The sequence below is a fragment of the Klebsiella sp. RHBSTW-00215 genome (genome assembly GCF_014103785.1).
In the GTDB taxonomy this organism is placed as follows: Bacteria; Pseudomonadota; Gammaproteobacteria; order Enterobacterales; family Enterobacteriaceae; genus Klebsiella.
Window position 1 is genome coordinate 3,654,546 of sequence record NZ_JABXQS010000001.1, and the last position, 19,727, is coordinate 3,674,272.

Genomic DNA, 19,727 nt, shown 5'->3' on the forward strand with positions numbered 1-19,727 from the left:
GCGTTTGCACCAGTTTTGATTTCTGCCGGAGAACACCCCGTGAATGACGCAATCCCCCGCCCGCAGGCAAAAGCCCCCAAAGCGCTGACCCCGCTACTGGAAATTCGTAATTTAACCAAGTCGTTTGATGGGCAGCACGCCGTCGACGATGTCAATCTCACCATTTACAAAGGCGAAATCTTTGCCCTGCTGGGCGCATCCGGCTGCGGTAAATCGACCTTGCTGCGCATGCTGGCGGGTTTTGAACAGCCAACAGCTGGGCAGATTGTTCTCGATGGCGTCGACCTGGCGCGGGTGCCGCCGTATCAGCGGCCTATCAACATGATGTTTCAGTCCTACGCGCTGTTTCCGCATATGACGGTCGAGCAGAATATCGCCTTTGGCCTCAAGCAGGACAGATTACCGAAAGCGGAAATCACCAGTCGGGTGCAGGAGATGCTGGCGCTGGTGCATATGCAGGAGTTCGCGAAGCGCAAACCGCATCAGCTCTCTGGTGGCCAGCGCCAGCGCGTGGCGCTGGCCCGTAGCCTGGCGAAAAGACCGAAGCTGCTGTTGCTCGATGAGCCGATGGGGGCGCTGGATAAAAAGCTGCGCGACAGGATGCAGCTGGAAGTGGTCGATATTCTCGAGCGCGTCGGCGTCACCTGCGTGATGGTGACCCACGATCAGGAAGAAGCGATGACCATGGCGGGACGCATCGCCATTATGAACCGCGGCAAGTTTGTGCAAATTGGCGAGCCGGAGGAGATTTACGAGCATCCAACCACCCGCTATAGCGCGGAGTTTATCGGTTCGGTCAACGTCTTCGAAGGGCTGGTGAAAGAGCGTCAGGAAGATGGACTGGTGCTGGATTCGCCGGGTCTGACGCATCCATTGAAAGTAGACCCTGACGCCTCCGTGGTGGATAACGTCCCTGTGTGGGTAGCTCTGCGCCCGGAAAAAATCATGCTCTGCGAAGATCCGCCTGCGGATGGCTACAACTTTGCGGTGGGCGAAGTTATCTATATCGCCTATCTCGGCGACCTGTCTATCTACCATGTACGCCTGAAAAGCGGGCAGATGATCAGCGCCCAGTTACAAAACGAACACCGCTACCGCAAAGGTGCGCCGACGTGGGGCGATGAGGTTCGTTTGTGCTGGGACGCCGATAGCTGCGTCGTGCTGACGGTGTAAGGAGAGGGCGATGAGTACATTAGAACCTCCGTCAGGCGCGAAAAAGCCGGGCGGTTTTGCGCTGTGGCTGGCGCGCCTGCAAATGGCTCACGGGCGCAAACTGGTGATTGCGCTACCTTACGTGTGGCTGATTTTGCTGTTTCTGCTGCCGTTCCTGATTGTGTTTAAAATCAGCCTGGCGGAAATGGCGCGGGCGATCCCGCCTTATACCGATCTGCTGGAATGGGCTGACGGCCAGCTGACGCTGACGCTGAATCTTGGCAATTTCCTGCAGCTTACCGACGATCCGCTCTATTTCGAAGCGTATTTGCAGTCGCTTCAGGTGGCGGGGATCTCGACGTTCTGCTGCCTGCTGATGGGCTACCCGCTAGCGTGGGCGGTCGCGCACAGTAAACCATCAACGCGCAACATCCTGCTGCTGCTGGTTATCCTGCCATCGTGGACGTCGTTCCTGATCCGCGTCTATGCCTGGATGGGACTGCTGAAAAGCAACGGTGTGCTGAATAACTTCCTGTTGTGGCTGGGGGTTATCGATCAGCCGCTGGAGATCCTGCATACCAACCTTGCGGTCTATATCGGCATTGTATACGCCTATCTGCCGTTTATGGTGCTGCCGATTTATACCGCTCTGACGCGTATCGATTACTCACTGGTCGAGGCGTCGCTGGATCTGGGGGCGCGTCCGCTGAAAACCTTCTTCCAGGTCATTGTTCCGCTGACCAAAGGCGGCATTATCGCCGGGTCGATGCTGGTGTTTATTCCGGCGGTAGGGGAGTTCGTGATTCCGGAACTGTTGGGCGGCCCGGACAGCATTATGATTGGCCGCGTGCTGTGGCAGGAATTCTTTAATAACCGTGACTGGCCGGTGGCCTCGGCGGTAGCGATTGTGATGCTGTTGCTGCTGATCGTACCGATCATGTGGTTCCACAAGCATCAGCAAAAACAGGGAGGAGAACACGGATGAGTGATTTGCCGGTAGTCCGTTCGCCGTGGCGAATTTTAATTCTGGTGCTTGGCTTTACCTTCCTGTACGCGCCGATGCTCATGCTGGTGATTTACTCGTTCAACAGCTCGAAGCTGGTGACGGTCTGGGCCGGGTGGTCGACGCGCTGGTATCGCGAGCTGTTTCATGACGATGCGATGATGAGCGCGGTGGGACTGAGCCTGACCATTGCCGCCTGCGCCGCGACGGCGGCGGTGATCCTCGGTACCATTGCCGCGGTGGTGATGGTGCGTTTTGGTCGCTTTCGCGGTTCAAACGGTTTTGCCTTTATGATTACCGCGCCGCTGGTAATGCCTGATGTGATAACCGGTTTGTCGCTGCTGCTGCTGTTTGTGGCGCTGGGGCACTCTATTGGCTGGCCGTCGGATCGCGGAATGCTGACCATCTGGCTGGCGCACGTCACCTTTTGTACCGCTTACGTGGCGGTGGTAATTTCGTCGCGTCTGCGCGAGCTGGACCACTCTATCGAAGAGGCGGCAATGGATCTGGGGGCTGCGCCGCTGAAGGTCTTTTTCGTCATTACGCTGCCGATGATTATGCCGGCAGTGGTCTCCGGCTGGCTGCTGGCGTTTACCTTGTCTCTGGACGATTTGGTGATTGCCAGCTTTGTTTCCGGGCCGGGCGCGACGACGTTGCCGATGCTGGTCTTCTCCAGCGTGCGCATGGGCGTGAACCCGGAGATTAACGCCCTGGCGACCTTAATCCTCGGCGTGGTCGGAATTGTCGGTTTTATCGCCTGGTATTTGATGGCGCGCGCAGAAAAGCAGCGGGTGCGCGATATTCAGCGTGCAAGAAGGGGCTGAACCACCTATACCCGTCATACTTCAAGTTGCTTATGTGTTGGCTACGCTCACTCACCCCAGTCTCATAGTTATCTATGCTCCTGGGGACTCCCCCCCTTGCCGCCTTTAAGCAACTCGAATTATTTAGGGTATAATATCTGCAATAGAGTTAACATCGGCGCCGCATTTGTGGCGCCGTTTTCATGGAAGACTTTACGTTGGGATTGTTTACAAAAACGCACTCGTCTCATGCTCGTCTTAACGTTCCTGCACTGGTGCAGGTGGCGGCTTTCGCCATTATTTTGATCCGTGGTCTGGATCTGTTGATGATCCTCAATCAGCTTGGCGTCAGAGGGATCGCGGAATTTATCCATCGCAGCGTGCAGACGTGGCCGTTGACGTTGGTCTTTCTCTCAAGTCTGGTGCTGGTGTTCGTTGAAATCTGGTGTGCGTTTTCGCTGGTAAAAGGGCGTAACTGGGCGCGCTGGCTGTATCTGCTGACTCAGGTTATCGTCATCGGCTATCTGTGGGCCGCATCGTTAGGTTACGGTTATCCCGAGCTATTTAGCATCGCCGGAGAATCGAAGCGCGAAATCTTCCGCTCGCTGATGATGCAAAAACTGCCGGATTTGCTGGTGCTGGTGCTGCTGTTTGTCCCGGCCCCGTGTCGACGCTTTTTCCGTTTACAGTAACGGTGATACAATCCCCGCCCCTGTTTTTTTGAAGGTCTTCTTATGCACTGCGCACTTTATGACGCGGGCCGCTGTCGCTCCTGTCAGTGGCTGGAACTACCGGTACCGCAACAGCTCGCCGATAAAATGGCCGACCTGCATAGGCTGTTGGCGGAGAGTCCGGTAGCTAACTGGTGCGCACCGGTTTGTGGCCCGGAAGCCGGGTTTCGCAACAAAGCCAAAATGGTGGTCAGCGGCAGCGTTGAGCGTCCGCTCCTTGGCATGCTGCACCGCGATGGTACCCCGGAAGATCTCACCGATTGCCCGCTATATCCCGAAAGTTTTGCGCCAGTGTTTGCCGCGCTTAAACCGTTTATCGCCCGCGCCGGACTCACGCCCTATAACGTTGCCCGCAAACGCGGCGAGCTGAAGTATATTCTGCTTACCGAAAGCCAGCAGGACAGCAGCATGATGCTGCGCTTTGTCCTGCGCTCAGAGGCCAAACTTGGCCAACTGCGCGCCGCGCTGCCGGAGCTACAGGCTCAGTTGCCGCAGTTGAAAGTGATTACCGCCAACATTCAGCCGGTGCATATGGCGATAATGGAAGGGGAGCAGGAAATTTTCCTTACTGGCCAGCAGGCGCTGGCGGAAAATTTCAACGGCGTGCCGCTGTGGATCCGCCCGCAAAGTTTCTTTCAGACTAACCCGGTGGTTGCCAGCCAGCTGTACGCCACCGCTCGCGACTGGGTGCGCGGGCTGCCGGTCAACCATATGTGGGATCTGTTCTGCGGAGTCGGCGGTTTTGGCCTGCACTGCGCTACGCCGCAGATGCGTTTGACCGGAATTGAAATTGCTCCGGAGGCTATTGCCTGCGCGAAGCAGTCGGCGGCGGAGCTTGGCTTGCATAACCTGCATTTTCAGGCGCTCGACTCCACGCAGTTCGCCACTGGCGAAGGGGAAGTTCCCGAGCTGGTGCTGGTGAATCCGCCGCGTCGTGGTATCGGCAACGAGTTGTGTGACTACTTAAGCCGCATGGCACCCGGCTTTATCATCTACTCCAGCTGTAACGCCCGGACGATGGCGAAAGATATCGCCCGCCTGACCGGCTACCGAGTTGAGCGCGTCCAGCTGTTCGATATGTTTCCCCATACCGCCCACTATGAGGTGCTGACCCTGCTGGTTCGCGAAGTTTAAACAAAATGTGAACTCTTCAGCAGGCGAAGATCGGGTAAGCTTGGCTAATCAGAATGTATGAAAAGCGGAGTGCTGCCGGTGGCTAAGAGAATTCTGTTGGTTGAAGATGATGAGGATATTGCCGCGCTGCTGCGCCTGAATCTGCAGGATGAGGGGTATCAGATTGTCCACGAGGCGGACGGGGCGCAGGCGCTACAGTGGCTGGAGAAAGAGAGCTGGGATGCGGTGATTCTCGACCTGATGCTGCCCAACGTTGATGGTCTGGAAATCTGTCGGCGCATTCGCCAGCAAACTCGTTACCTGCCGGTGATTATTATCAGCGCTCGCGCCAGCGAAACCCAGCGCGTGCAGGGGCTGGAAATGGGTGCGGATGATTACCTTGCTAAACCCTTTTCAATTCTCGAACTAACCGCCAGAGTGAAAGCGGTGTTTCGCCGCCAGGAGGCGATGGGCCAGAATCTGTTGATGGATGCCGGGCGCATCGTCAGCCATGGTCTGAGCATCGACCCCTTGTCCCGCGAAGTGAAGCTGCGCGGCGAGGCGATCGATCTCACGCCGCGAGAGTTTGACCTGCTGTACTACTTTGCCCGCCACCCGGGCGAGGTCTTTTCCCGTCTTGCGCTGCTTGATCAAGTTTGGGGCTACCAGCATGACGGCTATGAGCATACGGTCAATACCCATATCAACCGCCTGCGAACTAAAATCGAACGCGACCCGACTGAACCTGACATCATCCTGACCGTCTGGGGAAAAGGCTATAAGTTCGCCGTGGAGCGCAAAGAGGCGCTGTCATGATCCACCGTCTCAGCCTCAGCCAGCGCCTGGCGTTGGTTTTCACCTCGCTGCTGCTGCTCTGCGCCATCGCCGTGTGCCTGATCCAGCTTTACAGCAGCGCGCAATATGGCAATGCGATGGTGCAGCGCCTCTCTGCCGGACTGGCGCAACAAATTGCCGCCCGCGAACCGCTTCTGGACTCTCAGGGGCAGGTTGATCGCCAGATGCTGAAACCACTTTTCGACCGGCTGATGACCTTTAACCCAAGCGTCGAGCTGTATCTGGTTTCACCCGACGGCGAGCTGCTGGCCGACGCTGCGCCGCCGGGTCATATCAAGCGTCAGCGTATTGGTCTGGACCCGGTACAAACTTTTCTCTCCGGCGGCACGTGGCCGATTTATGGCGACGACCCGCGCAGTATCGACCAGCAAAAAGTGTTTAGCGTCGCGCCGCTAAGGCAGGACGGCCAGCTGCGCGGCTATCTGTATATCATTTTACAGGGTGAAACCTTTAATGAACTGGCGGCGAGCGCCTGGCAGAAAACCTTGTGGAGCCTGTTATTGTGGACCCTGTTGCTGGTGGCTGCCCTTGGCCTGCTGGCGGGCGGCCTTGCCTGGTATTGGGTAACGCGCCCGGTGCGCCAGCTTACCGCGTTGGTGGCAACGGATGAAAAAGACAGCATTCGCGCGATTAAAGCGCTGGCGGCGCAAACCCCTGAAGCGAATCCGGGCAATGAAGTCGCCGTGCTGCATAACCGCTTTATCGAACTGGCCCGCCAGATTGCCGGACAGTGGGATCGCCTGGCTGATAGCGATCGCCAGCGTCGCGAATTCGTCGCCAATATCTCTCACGACCTGCGCACGCCGCTGACCTCGTTGCTGGGCTATCTGGAAACATTGACCCTTAAGGCCGATCGACTCACGGTGGAGGAGAACAAACAGTATCTGAACATCGCGCTACGTCAGGGGAATAAAGTTCGCCATCTTTCTCAGCAGCTGTTTGAGTTGGCCCGCCTGGAGCACGGGGGGATTAAGCCGCAGCCGGAGAAGTTTGCACTGGCTGAGCTGGTGCAGGACGTGGCGCAAAAGTTCGATTTGACGATCGCCACGCGAAAAATTGCTTTGCAGCTGGAGCTGTCGGAGGGGTTGCCGCCGGTTGTCGCGGACCTGTCGATGATCGAACGGGTGCTGACTAATCTACTCGATAACGCCCTGCGGCATACTCCGGAAGGCGGCGTGATTCGCCTGACGGCGCGTCGGTCAGGGCCGGAGTTTATCGTTGAGGTCGCGGATAGCGGGCCGGGAGTGGCTGGTGAGCTACGGGCAACGTTGTTTGAACGGCCTTCGGTACTTGAGCCTGGCGCGCAAAGTGCATTGCGGGGAGGGTTAGGGTTGATGATTGTGCGCAGGATGCTACAGCTACACGGCGGCGATATATGCCTTCTGGAAGCACCGGCAGGGGCCTGTTTTCAGTTTACCCTGCCGGTTTAAGGTTCCTGGTTTGTTGACCGGCTCTGTCCAGGTCGTGTGGTTGCACATTATCATCCCGGGGGCGGCCGCTTGATGCGCCTTGCCCGGGCTACAGGTTCACAGTCGCCTCGGGGAAGGATTACTCCGGGAACCACTGGTTGCTGATTTTCTGGTAGGTCCCGTCGGCTTTAATTGCCTTCAGTGCGTTATTCAGTTTTTCCAGCAGCGCTTTGTTATCCGGGCGTACCGCAATGCCAAGGCCGGTGCCGAAGTATTGCGGGTCGGTCACTTTCGGCGTCGCTACGCCCAGCTGCGGGTTGGTTTTCAGCCATTCGTTAACCACGGCGGTATCGCCAAATACTCCATCAATACGGCCATTTTTCAGGTCAATAAATGCATTCTGGTAGCTATCGTAGGCCACGGTTTTCACTTCAGGATGTTTATCCTGCAGGTATTTCTGATGCGTAGTGCCATTTTCCATGCCGATGCGCTTGCCTTTCAGATCGTCGAAAGAGTGGAAGGCATCTTTCTTCGAAATAACCAGCGCGGAGTTGGCGTAGTACGGGTCAGTAAACGCCACCTGCTTGCTGCGCTCCGGCGTGATGTCCATACCGGAAATCACCGCATCATATTTCTTGAATTTGAGCGCCGGGATCAGGCTGTCAAAAGCGTGGTTGGTAAAGGTACACTCGGCCTGCATCTGTTTGCATAGCGCGTTTGCCAGGTCGATGTCGAAACCGGCGATCTGGTTGTTGGCGTCCATCGATTCAAACGGTGGGTAAGTCGCTGAAACGCCAAAGCTGATTTTTTCTGCGGCGGCGGCGCCAAAGGCGAAAGAGGTAAGCAGTGCAGCCAGAACTAACTTTTTCATCGTCAAACTCCCGTCGGTCAATCTTATGATGTTGTGCCGTATTTGCGGCTGGGTCTAACAATGCCATTAAATGAATTTATATGCAATAAACATGGATATTTATTTTAATGTGAATAAAAAAAGACGGACAAGTCATTGGGCTTGTCCGTCCTCGTTTTGCTAATTATGCATTTCGCTGGAGCGGTTAGTTGCGTCGCTCAAATGCCAATGCTTTATGTTCAACCACCCGCATCAGCAGCGTCAGCAGGCCGTTGACGATGAGATAGACAATCCCGGCGGCGCCGAACACCATCACGTCATAGGTGCGCCCATAGAGCAGCTGGCTATGGCCCATCACTTCCATCAGCGTGATGGTGTAGGCCAGAGAGGTACTCTTGAACACCAGCACCACTTCGTTGGAGTAAGAGGAGAGGGCGCGCTTAAAAGCGTACGGCAGCAGAATCGCCAGGGTATCCTTTTTGCTCATCCCCAGCGCGCCGCAGGATTGCCACTGACCGTCAGGAATAGCGCGAATAGCACCATAAAACAGCTGCGTGGTATAAGCGGCGCTATTCAGCGAAAGGGCAATCAGCGCGCAGAGCCATGGCTCGGAAATCAGGTGCCAGATTGCCGGATATTCCTGCAGCGACGGGAACTGGCCCGGGCCGTAGTAAATCAGGAAGATCTGCACCAGCAGCGGCGTGCCGGTAAATAGCGTGATGTAGCCGCGAACAATCCATACCAACACCGGCGTTTTGAGCGTCAGGACGATGGTAAAAATCAGCGACAAAATCAGCGCCACCGCGATGGATGCCGCAGTCAGCGTCAGGCTGGTGTGCAGTCCTTTCAACAGTTCGGGTAAATAATCAAGCATCAGCCTGGACTCCTTTCGAAGCGCGTCGCACGCTGGTCAATACGTTTGAGGATGTACTGACTTAACAGGGTGATGACCAGATAGATTGCCGCCGCGATGATGTACCAGTTAAACGGCTCCTGAGTACGGGTGGCGATACTTTTGGTTTGCAGCATAAGATCGTTGACGCTGATAAGGCTGACTAACGCGGTATCCTTCAGCAGCACCAGCCACTGATTGCCGAGTCCCGGCAACGCATGACGCCACATTTGCGGCATCACCAGACGGAAGAAAATGGCGGATTTGGATAACCCCAGCGCCTGACCGGATTCCCACTGTCCCTGAGGGACTGCTTTTAGCGCCCCGCGCAGAGTCTGCGACGCATAAGCGGCGTAGAGCAGAGAGAGGGCAATGGCCCCGCAGAGGAACGGGCTGACGTCGAAGTTTTCAATTTCCATCTGCACAGGGATCTGCGCAAAGCCGAGATTGATCGTAAAGCCGTCAGAAAGAATGAGCAGCAGCTGCGAGGAGCCAAAATAGATAAACAGAACCACCAGAATTTCCGGTAGTCCGCGCAAAAGGGTGACAATGCCGGTTGCGAGCCAGGCGACGGGACGCAGCTTCACCGACTCGAGGACGGCAAACAGCATCGCCAGCACCAGACCGATGATCAGGGCGCAAACGGCAAGGCCGACGGTCATCCCGGCGGCGCTTGCTAATGGAAAAAATTCGTTCATTCAGCGTTACTTCTGGAACCATTTGTTATAGATAGACTGGTAAGTCCCATCGCTCTTCACTTTTTCCAGCGCAGCGTTGAATTTCTGCTGCAGCTCGGTATTACCCTGGCGCAGCGCAATGCCGAGACCGGTGCCGAAGTAGTCTTTGTCGGTGACTTTGTCGCCCACTGCTCCCAGCTTCGGATTGCTCTTCAGCCATTCGGTGACGACAGCGGTATCGCCGAAGACGGCGTCAATGCGACCGTTTTGCAGATCCAGCTTCGCGTTCTGGTAGCTGTCGTAAGGGACGGTGGTGATTTCCGGGTGCTTATCGGTGATGAATTTCTGGTGAGTCGTGCCGTTCTGGACGCCGACTTTTTTGCCTTTAAGCTGATCGATACTGGTGAATTTACCCTGCTGACCGACGAACAGCGCTGAGTTCTCGTAATATGGCGTGGTGAACAACACCTGTTTTTCACGCTCAGGGGTGATGTCCATCCCGGCCATTACCGCATCGAAACGGCGGAACTTGAGGCTTGGGATCAGGCTGTCGAAAGCCTGGTTGGTAAAGGTGCAGGTGGCATCAATCTCTTTACACAGCGCGTTGGCCAAATCGACATCGAATCCGACGATTTTGTTATTAGCATCAATCGCTTCAAACGGAGGATAGGAAGCCTCGGTGGCGAAACGAATGGTCTGGGCTGCGGTGGCGGAGAGGCTCATGCCCGCAAGAAGAGCGGCAATCAGTACTTTTTTCATCGTCATTTCCCCGAAAACATCAATGTGAAAGATAGTTTTTAAACGCGTCGGTTTGCGGATGCGTAAAGCAGTCAGCATCCCCTTGTTCGACGATATAGCCATTTTCCATATACACCACGCGGCTCGCGGTTTTACGCGCCACTTCCACCTCGTGGGTGACGATAACCTGCGTGATGCCGGTTTCAGCCAGTTCGCGAATAATGCTGACGATCTGAGCGGTGATTTCTGGATCGAGCGCCGCCGTTGGTTCATCAAACAGCAGAATCTGCGGTTCCATCATCAGCGCGCGGGCAATGGCGACACGCTGCTGCTGGCCGCCGGAAAGATGCAGTGGATAGCGATCGCTGTAGGGTTTCAGGCGCAGACGTTCGAGCAGCTTTTCGGCGCGGGCCAAAGCCTGATCCTTGCTTAAGCCGAGTACACGGCAGGGGGCTTCAATCAGGTTTTGCTGCACGGTCAGATGCGGCCACAGATTGTACTGTTGGAAAACCATACCGACGTTCTGGCGCAGCTCACGAATGGCTTTGTCAGAAGGCGCTTTGGTAAAGTCGAAATGATTCCCGGCAATGTGCAGGGTACCGGAACGCGGCATCTCCAGCAGGTTGAGTACGCGAAGCAGCGAGCTTTTACCGGCACCACTAGGGCCGAGCAGCACCAGCGTTTCCCCCTGCGGGCAATCCAGCGTGATGTCGAACAGCGCCTGGTGTGCGCCGTAGAAGCAGTTAATGCCGTTTAGTTTAATACTCATCTGGGCAGTCTGATACAAATAGCAATTGAGGCCGCAAATAGTACCTTTGGCAGAATAGTTATGCAATATTTATGCGTTAAAAGTTAAATGTAAACCACGTTTACATTTAAAGGTAGCACAAAATATGGCTTCGTGAAGGCGAGGGGAGTAAATGTCGGTATTACTGGAAGGAATACCGACATTTTACCGGGGTTATTAATCTGGCAGAGTCAGTTCAACGCCCAACTCAGCGTTTTTCGAGACTCTGACGCAGGCTACCTGCTGGCGCATGGGAGTTATTACCGAGGTAACGGACGTCATCCACGGCCCAGCACTGGCCTTCCTGAATCATCAGTACTTCGTCTTTCCAGCTTTGCGTCCCCTGTTTCAGCTCAACGCGCAGCGGAATATTACGCGCATCGCGATTAGGGATCGTGGAGGCGCTGGCGACATCGGCACTGTCGGCAGGCGTTGTGCTGCTGGAGAACAGGTTAGACTGCAGCAGGGTATTGTTTGACGGGTCCTGACGCGCGTCGTTCAGCAATTTCGCCAGATCGTCGCTCAGATACGGACGCAGCGCCGTCAGATCGCTGTTGCGATTCTGCACCTGGTAATCATAAAACTTCTGCGCCACGTCATCCGGACCGCCTTCGACGCAAGGGCCGCTGCGGGTGCCGTTATCTTTGTAGGCAGGCGTGACGGTGGTACAGGCGCTGAGCGCCAGCGCGCAGGGGAGGACTAATGCAAGAACTTTGTAGCGCATGATGATTTCCTTATAAGCTCACTACGTTAGAATATCTTTTCAAGCATAGTGTATCAGATAGGGATTGTGCTTGACCCTTAGAGCTAACGCATTGAACGCTAAAGAAGGAGTTTCATCATGCAATTCTCAACCACCCCGACCCTGGAAGGTCAGCCCATTATCGAATACTGCGGCGTCGTCACGGGGGAAGCGATTCTCGGTGCCAACGTATTCCGCGATTTTTTTGCCAGCATTCGCGATATCGTCGGCGGTCGTTCCGGTGCCTATGAGAAAGAGTTGCGTAAGGCGCGGGAAATCGCTTTCGAAGAGATGGGCGAGCAGGCGAAATCGCTGGGTGCGGATGCGATAGTCGGTATCGATATTGATTACGAAACCGTCGGTAAAGACAGCAGCATGCTGATGGTGAGCGTCAGCGGCACTGCGGTGAAGACCCGGCGATGAGAATTTGCCGGGCTGGCGTCCTGCTCGCGCTGCTGTTGGCGGGCTGTGCCACGGAAAAAGGGATTGTCGATCGCGACGGCTATCAGCTGGATACGCGCCACCCGGCTCAGGCGGCTTATCCGCGCATCAAGGTGCTGGTGATTCACTACACCGCCGATGATTTTGACGTTTCGCTGGCGACGCTAACGGATAATCAGGTGAGTTCCCACTACCTGATCCCAGAGAAACCGCCGCGGCATAATGGCAAGCCGCGGATCTGGCAACTGGTACCGGAAGAAGATCTGGCCTGGCATGCAGGCATCAGTTTCTGGCGCGGAAGTACGCGCATTAACGATACTTCGATTGGCATTGAGCTGGAGAATCGCGGCTGGCAAAAAACGGCAGGGGTAAAAAGCTTCACGCCGTTTAATCCGGCGCAGATTGACGCCCTGATCCCGTTGGCAAAAGATATTATCGCCCGCTACCACATTGCGCCGCAGAACGTTGTTGCCCATGCAGACATTGCCCCGCAGCGTAAAGACGATCCGGGGCCGCTTTTCCCGTGGCACAGGCTGGCGGAGCAGGGGATAGGCGCATGGCCGGATGCGCAGCGGGTGGCGTTTTATCTGCAAGGCCGCCCGTCATACGAACCAGTGGATACGGCAGAGCTGCTGGATGTACTGTCGCGCTACGGCTATCAGGTGACGCCGGAAATGACCCCAGCGCAGCAGAAGCGGGTGATTATGGCATTCCAGATGCACTTCCGCCCCGCGCGCTGGGATGGCGTTGCCGATGCCCAAACGCTGGCGATTGCTGAAGCGCTGCTGGAAAAGTACGGGCGGGGTTAGAGGTGCAGTTTACCGTGGTCTTTTAGCCATGCGGCGGTACGGATGATGCCTCCATCCATTGTCACCACCGGCTGGTAGCCTAGCTCCTGCTGGGCGCGGGTGATGTCGAGAGTGAAATCAAAGTTCAGCTTGGAGACGCCGTAGTGGGTGAATGCGGGCTCTTTAGCTGACTTATTGCCAAAGTGCTCCATGCTGCGGGCGATGATATCCAGCATTGGATAAGGGACCGAACGGATGCGGCACTTAATCCCCAGCTCATTAATAAGCTTCTGCACAATGCTGTGCAGGTTTTGCGGTTCGCCGTTGGTGATGTTGTAGGCGCGAGCCGAAGGCAGACGGTCGCACTGCGGTTGGCTGGCGAGCCACATCGCGTGCACTGCGTTTTCATAATAGGTCATGTCCACCAGCGCGCTGCCGCCGCGCGGCAACAGAACGCTGCCGTAGTGCTGCATCATCTGCGCCAGGCGCGGGATAAACACCTTATCATGCGGGCCAAACAGGCTCTGCGGGCGCAAAATCGTAAAACGGGTATTCGGGTTAGCTTGGGCCAGCAAATTGATCACCTCTTCGCTTGCCGCTTTACTGCGGGCAAACTCGTTGGCGAACCGGTTTGGGCGAAAATCTTCCTGAATATCGCGATGATGGTGATAATCAAAATAGAGCGATGGCGAAGAGATATGTACGAAGTTGCGCACACCCCAGGCGACCGCCCATTCACCGAGGCGACGGGTGGCGCGAACGTTGGCTAAATCGAAGGCCTGCTGGGTGCCCCACGGCGAGGTAAAGCTGGAGCAGTGCCACAGGGTATCGATACCGGCGAGCATCACTTTGGCCTGCGAGGAGACCAGCTCGGTTAAGTCTGCGGGAACGAACTTGGCGCCCATTTTGCACAGAAGCTTGCCCATCGCTTCGTTTCGTCCGGTCGCTCTGACGCTGATGCCCTTGTTACGCAGATATTCCACCGCGTTGCGGCCTAACCCGCTGGTCGCACCGGTAACCAGTACCTTCATATCGATCCACTGTCCCACAAAAGAATTTCGTGCGCATTTTTCCGTGATTCTGACTGTGATGCAATGGGAATCATGAAAGAATTCGCTACATACATACCCGTCATACTTCAAGTTGCATGTGTGTTGGCCGCGTTCGTTCACCCCAGTCACTTACCAGTGTAAGCTCCTGGGGATTCGCTCACTTGCCGCCTTCCTGCAACTCGAATTATTTAGGGTATAGCCGATTGCGAGCAAAGAATTGCCGGGGGCGGGCCTACGCGATCCGCGTATGACATCAAGCCCGTAGCCAGCCAGGGCAACCGGCCCGCAGACGATTGTGAACCGTAGGCCGTGTAAGGCGCTAGCCGCCGCCCGGCAAAAATGCGGGCACGTTAGTTAAAACGGGCTTGTCATCAATCCGGGGTGTCGGTGATTTGCTCCGCCAGCCGGGCGATGCGCCGCGCCATGCCGCGAAAAATAAACAGATGCGCCGGGATCATCAGCAGCCAATAGAACAGGCCTGGCATACCGTGCGGATGCCACCAGGCGCGAACGTCCAGCTCGCGATGATCGCCTTTATCGCGCAGGGTAAAACTCAGGCGACCAAGGCCGGGGGCTTTCATGCCAAATAACAGCGTGAGCTGTTTTTCTGGCTCGACGATAATCACTTTCCAGCTGTCCACCGCGTCGCCGGTCTGCAGATATTCTTTTTCCGGGCGGCCTTTTGCCAGCCGATGGCCGACTAGTAAATCCATCGCGCCGCGAGTTTTCCACAGGACGTTACCGAAGAAGTAGCCCTCTTTGCCGCCAATTTGGTTGACCACCTTCCACAGCGCGTCCAGGCTGGCAGGCGTGTTAACGGTACAGCCCGCCTGTTTCGGGAAGTAGCCGTATTCCGGCCGCCAGCGGGCGAAGGCCTGCGCATCGTAGCCCCAGTCGCTGGAGTTCACCAGTTGCTCCTCTTCTTTCAGCGTGCGGCGCACTGCCTCATCGAAGGAGATGAGCGGTTGGGGAATGAGCGCCCGCAGAGAGTGGTCGTCGGCGATCAGGTCATGTTTCAGACCCTGGATCAGCGCTTTGGCGATGGTGGGCGGCACCGAAGTAATGACGTTGAGAAACCACACCGAAATCCAACTGGTCGGGAAGGGGATGGGGATCAGCAGACGGTGCTTGCCGCTAACCGCCATAAAACGGGTGAACTGCTGCTGATAGCTTAAAACCTCCGGCCCGGCGGCTTCAAAAACACGATGCTCGTGGGCGGGATGATTAAGCAACTGCACCAGATAGTAGAGCAAATTTTCCAGCGCAATCGGGGTTGTGCGCGAGCGCACCCAGCGCGGCGGCGTCAGTACCGGCAGGTTGTAAACCATATCGCGCATCACTTCGAAGGCGGCGGAACCCGCCCCGACGATAATGCCCGCCCTGACTTCAGTCACCGGAACGCTCGATTCGCGTAGCAGGTCGGCGGTGACCTGGCGGGCGCGCAGATGGTCGGATTGCTCTTGTTCCGCAACCTGAAGTGAACTCAGGAAAATCACTTCGCGGACCGGGACCTGGCGTAGGGCGTTGCGCACGTTCAGCGCAACCTGACGCTCATGACGGATAAAGTCGCCGCCTTCGCCCATTCCGTGAACCAGGTAGTAGACGGTATCGGCCTGCGCCAGCAGAGCGGGGAGCGCGTCTGGTTGGTTTAAATCGAGCTGATGACACTCGACGCCGGGGAGGTTCTGTTTTTTGAGCCTGTCGATATGGCGTGCCGCCGCCAGCACCGGAAAACCTTGCTCGCTGAGCCTTTTAACCAAATGCTGGCCGATATAACCGCTGGCGCCAAGCACCAGAATTCGTTGCGACACGCCGGACTCCTTAACGATTCAGAAACGCCTGCCAGTGGTTCACCACCTCGGCAAGCTGCTGACGATTCACGTCAATATGCGTCACCAGACGCACGGCCGTTGAGGCGTTGATCAACACGCCGTGCTCGCGCAAATGTTCACCCAGCGCGGCATGTTCTTCGCCGACGCGAATAAACAGCATGTTGGTATCATGGCGCATAACGTCAGCGCCGATAGCGCGCAGTTGCTCCGCCATCCATGCGGCGTTGTCGTGATCTTCTTTTAAACGCTCGACGTTATTCTGCAAGGCATACAGACCCGCCGCCGCCAGAATCCCCGCCTGGCGCATCCCGCCGCCGACCATTTTTCGCCAGCGGATAGCGCGGTGAATGTACTCCTGGCTCCCCACCAGCAGCGAGCCTATCGGCGCACCGAGGCCTTTTGACAGGCAGATAGTGAATGAATCGCAGTACTGCGTGATATCGCGCAGCTCGCAGCCGTAATCCACTACGGCGTTGAAAATACGCGCACCGTCAACGTGCAGCCCCAGGCCGCGTTCACGGGTGAATTCCCATGCTTCTTTAAGATATTCACGCGGCAGCACTTTGCCATTATGAGTGTTTTCAAGGGTGAGCAGGCGAGTGGGGGCGAAATGGATATCGTCCGGCTTAATCTTCGCGGCGACTTTATCCAGCGGCAGGGAGCCATCTGCAGCGGCGTCGATCGGTTGCGGTTGGATGCTGCCGAGCACCGCTGCGCCGCCGGCTTCGTAGAGATAGTTATGTGCGCCCTGGCCGACGATATACTCTTCGCCGCGCTGGCAGTGGCTGAGTAAGCCCACGAGGTTGGCCTGGGTGCCGGTCGGCAGGAAGATAGCCGCTTCTTTGCCAGCCAGTTCTGCGGCGTAGCGCTGAAGTTTATTTACCGTCGGGTCATCGCCATAAACATCGTCCCCGACCGGGGCGGCCATCATCGCTTCCAGCATGGCGCGGCCCGGGCGGGTGACGGTATCACTGCGTAAATCAATCATATAAATTCCTTCTCAAGAGTTGTCTTCAATTTGTACCGGAAGTTCCAGGCTTACGCCACTCTGGAGAAGGAAAAGTCCGTTTAATCGATATTCTCCCCCAGCCCGGCATTAATCAACGCCTGCAAATTGACCATTTCCGCCGCTTTTCCGGCGGGCAGGCGCAGGATTATCTCATCCCCGCGGCTGACGCCGAGGCCGAGGAGCTTCATTAAACTGCCCGCATTGACGAAGCGCTCCGGATGCCGCGTATGGGCAATCTCCACCGGGAAATCCAGTGCCTTAACGGTTTTGACTAACTGCGCCGCAGGGCGGGCATGCAGGCCGCTAGGGTTGCGAATGCGAATATGTGCTTGTAGATAATTCACGATATCACTCCTCGGTCAGGCGCATTTTTGTGCCAGTCGCTGTAAATTCTCCAGGCTGATGGCCAGGCTATCGAGCGGGTTGCCAGGGCAGATATCCTGTTCAACGGCGTAATATTCAACGCCGTAGCGCTCACCCCATTGCAGGATGGGCAGGAAATCAATACTTCCACGGCCAATTTCGGCTAACGACTCCGGGTAGCCGAGTGCCGGGTCGGCATAGATATCCTTCAGATGCAGGATGGGGATGCGGTATGGATATTTTTCGATACAGCTAAGCGGATCGAACCCGGCATATTTGACCCAGTAGGTGTCAATCTCCGGATACAGACAGCGGTTATTTTCTGGCGCCATCAGATAGTCGTGGGCGACGAGCCCATCCACCTGCGACTGAAACTCAAACTCGTGATTGTGATATCCGACGCGCCAGCCGAGCTTCGCGAGCTTATCGGCAACGCCCAGCAGCTGCGATTTAATCTCCCGGTAGCCCGACTCATTCTGTCGCTCCGGTTCGAGATAATGACAAAACATGGTCTTTGTGCCGAACAGCAACCCTTCGTAAACCACCGCATCCAGGTCATTGACCATTCTCTGCGGGCTGATATGCATTCCCGGGACCTTCAGATTGGTTTCGCGCAAGGCATCTTTGACTTCCTCCGCGCTGTGCCCGCGCAGGCCATCTATTTGCACCGCTTTCCAGCCCATTTTTTTAACTTCACGTAATGTCCCGGCGAAGTCCTCAGTGAGCGCGTGACGCAGGGTATAGAGCTGTACGGCAAATTTTCCGTTGTTCATGTTTTGTCTCCTGTTTCCAGCCAGTTAAGTTCCTCTGTCGTTAGCGTTAACGCCGCCGCGCGCAGGCAATCTGCTAATTCAGCAGGGGTTTCAGGGCCGATGATTGCCGCACAGGGGAAGGGGCGGGCCAGTACCCAGGCGAGGGCGATATTGATGGCGTTGACGTTTTTATGCTGTGCCAGCTGTTGAGCGCGGCTCAACCGTTGCCAGTTGTCATCAAAGCAAAAAGCGTCGACCATCTCTTGTTCCTGCGGCAGTCGATTTGGACCGTACAGCCCGGAAAAAAAGCCTCCGGCTTGCGATGACCAGGCAATCAGCGGGAGCTGCGTTTGCTGATGCCACTGCTGCATCTGCGGGTCGGCGCTAACACATCCTGGCCAGCGGGGGACCCGGCTTTGCGCAAGGCTTAACTGCGGACTGTTAAAACTCAATGGCGTAAGTCCGTTGTGCGCAATAAAATTCTGCGCCTCGGTGATCCTCGCCTGAGACCAGTTTGACACGCCAATAGCGCGGATCCTGCCCTTAAGGACATGTTCATGCAGGCAGGACATTAACGATGAAACGTCGACGCTGGGATCGTCACGATGCAGGGCATACAGGTCGATATAGTCCGTTTGCAGTTGTTCAAGACTGGTGAAAATGTCTTCATCGATGGCGGGTGGAGAAATGCGTGAGCGATCGGGCTCCTCGCGCGTGGGGTGACCGCCTTTTGTGGCTATCCGCACCTGCTTGCGTAGGCCGCGTTGTGCAATCCAGTCGCCTAATACCGTCTCGCTGGCGCGGTAGTGGCGTGCAACATCAAACGTGTTACCGCCAGCGGCGAAGAAGGCGTCCAGCAGGGCAAAGGCTTCCTCCCGGCGATCCTTACATAAGCAGTTCGCTGAGCCCAGCACCAGTTGGCTACAGGAGAAGGTGAACGGTTTGCCATCGCGCCAGCCGCGCAGCGCTATCTGTTTCATCGTATCGCCTCCTGAGTGATGTTGGCGCGAGGAATAACCCTGTCCGTCCAGAAGGTTGTTTGCGGTAAATCACGCAGCAGGCTGGCGGGGAAATGTGGGCTAACCGGCGTGTTGATAAACCGTTCAGCGATGTCAGTTTTGTGATCACCGGTGATCATCAGCAAAATCTGTCGCGCCGTGCGCAGTTGCTGAATGCCCAGAGTGATGCCCTGCGTGACCGGCTGCGGACGGTTGAAATATTTCGGGGCGATGGTGCGGGTGACCTCATCCAGCGGTTCGATATGGCTGTTTTGCTCGCCATTGACGCCCGGTTCGTTGAAACCGATATGACCATTCATGCCCACCCCGAGCACAACCAGATCCAGGCCACCATGGGCGGCGATGACCGCGTCGATTCTTCGGCATTCATTTTGCAAATCCGCCGCTTGACCGTCAAAGAACACGATCTGTTCGTTCCTTAACGCCAGAGGCTGAAATAACTCATCGCTCAGCGTTTGCAGGCAGCTGCCGACGTCCTCGCGGCCAAGGCCGATCCACTCATCAAGGCTGACAAAGCGGCAGCGGCTAAAATCCGCCAGGCCCGCCTGCTGTGCGGCGACGCAGGCGCGAAACACGGGCAGCGTGGTTTCTCCCCCCGCCAGACATAACAGGCTATCGGGCCGCTCCTGTAGCTGTGCCGCAATGCGTAAGCTGATGGCTTGCGCCAGTTGATCCGCCGTGTCTTGGTGATAAATATGCATACTCAGCTCCTTATTTCT

22 protein-coding genes are annotated in these 19,727 nt (G+C 56.3%); 9 read left to right on the top strand and 13 right to left on the bottom strand.

All coding sequences use genetic code 11. The features are described from left to right. Positions 1-39: 39 nt before the first annotated feature. From potG to HV127_RS17450, 7 genes are all read left to right on the top strand, one after another. Positions 40-1,173 carry a putrescine ABC transporter ATP-binding subunit PotG gene (gene potG, locus HV127_RS17420; protein WP_181482881.1) on the top strand — a complete coding sequence of 378 codons (1,134 nt, stop codon included), beginning with the start codon at positions 40-42 and terminating at the stop codon, positions 1,171-1,173. A 10-nt stretch (positions 1,174-1,183) separates the two neighbouring features. After that, positions 1,184-2,137, top strand: coding sequence for a putrescine ABC transporter permease PotH (potH, locus tag HV127_RS17425; protein ID WP_181482880.1), 954 nt, complete (start codon positions 1,184-1,186; stop codon positions 2,135-2,137). Further along, on the top strand, positions 2,134-2,979 hold the full coding sequence (potI, locus tag HV127_RS17430) for a putrescine ABC transporter permease PotI (protein WP_181482879.1): 846 nt from the start codon (positions 2,134-2,136) through the stop codon (positions 2,977-2,979). Before potH ends, potI begins: the two co-directional genes overlap by 4 nt. Before the next feature lie 182 nt (positions 2,980-3,161). After that, entirely contained in the window at positions 3,162-3,650 is a 489-nt protein-coding gene (locus HV127_RS17435) for a YbjO family protein (protein ID WP_110275267.1), read from the top strand. Positions 3,651-3,692: 42 nt separating this feature from the next. Continuing rightward, positions 3,693-4,823 (top strand): 23S rRNA (uracil(747)-C(5))-methyltransferase RlmC, encoded by a 1,131-nt coding sequence (rlmC, locus tag HV127_RS17440; RefSeq protein ID WP_182237538.1) that lies wholly within the window; start codon positions 3,693-3,695, stop codon positions 4,821-4,823. Between the two features lie 78 nt (positions 4,824-4,901). After that, entirely contained in the window at positions 4,902-5,618 is a 717-nt protein-coding gene (locus HV127_RS17445) for a response regulator transcription factor (RefSeq protein ID WP_182237539.1), read from the top strand. Beyond that, positions 5,615-7,087 (top strand): sensor histidine kinase, encoded by a 1,473-nt coding sequence (locus tag HV127_RS17450; protein ID WP_182237540.1) that lies wholly within the window; start codon positions 5,615-5,617, stop codon positions 7,085-7,087. The genes HV127_RS17445 and HV127_RS17450 overlap by 4 nt, the downstream gene beginning before the upstream one ends. A gap of 118 nt (positions 7,088-7,205) precedes the next feature. Here HV127_RS17450 and artJ read toward each other — a convergent pair whose 3' ends face one another. The 6 genes from artJ to HV127_RS17480 form a co-directional block, all read right to left on the bottom strand. Continuing rightward, positions 7,206-7,937 carry an arginine ABC transporter substrate-binding protein ArtJ gene (gene artJ, locus HV127_RS17455; RefSeq protein ID WP_182237541.1) on the bottom strand — a complete coding sequence of 244 codons (732 nt, stop codon included), beginning with the start codon at positions 7,935-7,937 and terminating at the stop codon, positions 7,206-7,208. Between the two features lie 184 nt (positions 7,938-8,121). After that, positions 8,122-8,790, bottom strand: coding sequence for an arginine ABC transporter permease ArtM (gene artM / locus HV127_RS17460; protein WP_110275257.1), 669 nt, complete (start codon positions 8,788-8,790; stop codon positions 8,122-8,124). Continuing rightward, positions 8,790-9,506 (bottom strand): arginine ABC transporter permease ArtQ, encoded by a 717-nt coding sequence (gene artQ, locus HV127_RS17465; protein ID WP_182237543.1) that lies wholly within the window; start codon positions 9,504-9,506, stop codon positions 8,790-8,792. Before artQ ends, artM begins: the two co-directional genes overlap by 1 nt. A gap of 6 nt (positions 9,507-9,512) precedes the next feature. After that, positions 9,513-10,244, bottom strand: a complete 732-nt coding sequence (gene artI, locus HV127_RS17470) for an arginine ABC transporter substrate-binding protein ArtI (RefSeq protein WP_110275253.1) — start codon at positions 10,242-10,244, stop codon at positions 9,513-9,515. 19 nt (positions 10,245-10,263) lie between these two features. Next, complete coding sequence (artP, locus tag HV127_RS17475; RefSeq protein ID WP_112214677.1) at positions 10,264-10,992, bottom strand: arginine ABC transporter ATP-binding protein ArtP; 729 nt, start codon at positions 10,990-10,992, stop codon at positions 10,264-10,266. Positions 10,993-11,218: 226 nt separating this feature from the next. Beyond that, positions 11,219-11,734 carry a lipoprotein gene (locus HV127_RS17480; RefSeq protein WP_182237545.1) on the bottom strand — a complete coding sequence of 172 codons (516 nt, stop codon included), beginning with the start codon at positions 11,732-11,734 and terminating at the stop codon, positions 11,219-11,221. Between the two features lie 117 nt (positions 11,735-11,851). Between HV127_RS17480 and HV127_RS17485 the strand changes: the two genes are divergently transcribed. Continuing rightward, positions 11,852-12,175, top strand: coding sequence for a heavy metal-binding domain-containing protein (locus HV127_RS17485; protein ID WP_182237547.1), 324 nt, complete (start codon positions 11,852-11,854; stop codon positions 12,173-12,175). Further along, on the top strand, positions 12,172-13,002 hold the full coding sequence (locus HV127_RS17490; RefSeq protein ID WP_182237549.1) for an N-acetylmuramoyl-L-alanine amidase: 831 nt from the start codon (positions 12,172-12,174) through the stop codon (positions 13,000-13,002). The genes HV127_RS17485 and HV127_RS17490 overlap by 4 nt, the downstream gene beginning before the upstream one ends. On the opposite strand, the gene HV127_RS17495 is transcribed toward HV127_RS17490, so the two are convergent. From HV127_RS17495 to HV127_RS17525, 7 genes are all read right to left on the bottom strand, one after another. Next, positions 12,999-14,012: an NAD(P)-dependent oxidoreductase gene (locus HV127_RS17495; RefSeq protein ID WP_182240708.1), complete on the bottom strand. Its 1,014-nt coding sequence runs from the start codon at positions 14,010-14,012 to the stop codon at positions 12,999-13,001. The genes HV127_RS17490 and HV127_RS17495 overlap by 4 nt on opposite strands. A 392-nt stretch (positions 14,013-14,404) precedes the next feature. Next, positions 14,405-15,844 (bottom strand): SDR family oxidoreductase, encoded by a 1,440-nt coding sequence (locus HV127_RS17500; protein ID WP_182237551.1) that lies wholly within the window; start codon positions 15,842-15,844, stop codon positions 14,405-14,407. 10 nt (positions 15,845-15,854) lie between these two features. Continuing rightward, positions 15,855-16,853 (bottom strand): low-specificity L-threonine aldolase, encoded by a 999-nt coding sequence (gene ltaE / locus HV127_RS17505; protein WP_182237552.1) that lies wholly within the window; start codon positions 16,851-16,853, stop codon positions 15,855-15,857. A gap of 80 nt (positions 16,854-16,933) precedes the next feature. Then, positions 16,934-17,218 carry an HPr family phosphocarrier protein gene (locus HV127_RS17510; protein ID WP_181482868.1) on the bottom strand — a complete coding sequence of 95 codons (285 nt, stop codon included), beginning with the start codon at positions 17,216-17,218 and terminating at the stop codon, positions 16,934-16,936. Positions 17,219-17,233: 15 nt separating this feature from the next. After that, positions 17,234-18,010, bottom strand: a complete 777-nt coding sequence (locus tag HV127_RS17515; protein ID WP_182237553.1) for a sugar phosphate isomerase/epimerase — start codon at positions 18,008-18,010, stop codon at positions 17,234-17,236. Continuing rightward, complete coding sequence (locus HV127_RS17520; RefSeq protein ID WP_182237554.1) at positions 18,007-18,969, bottom strand: aldo/keto reductase; 963 nt, start codon at positions 18,967-18,969, stop codon at positions 18,007-18,009. Before HV127_RS17520 ends, HV127_RS17515 begins: the two co-directional genes overlap by 4 nt. Next, a complete protein-coding gene (locus HV127_RS17525; protein ID WP_182237555.1) occupies positions 18,966-19,709 on the bottom strand; it encodes a glucosamine-6-phosphate deaminase in 744 nt (247 codons plus the stop codon). Before HV127_RS17525 ends, HV127_RS17520 begins: the two co-directional genes overlap by 4 nt. Positions 19,710-19,727: the final 18 nt, after the last annotated feature.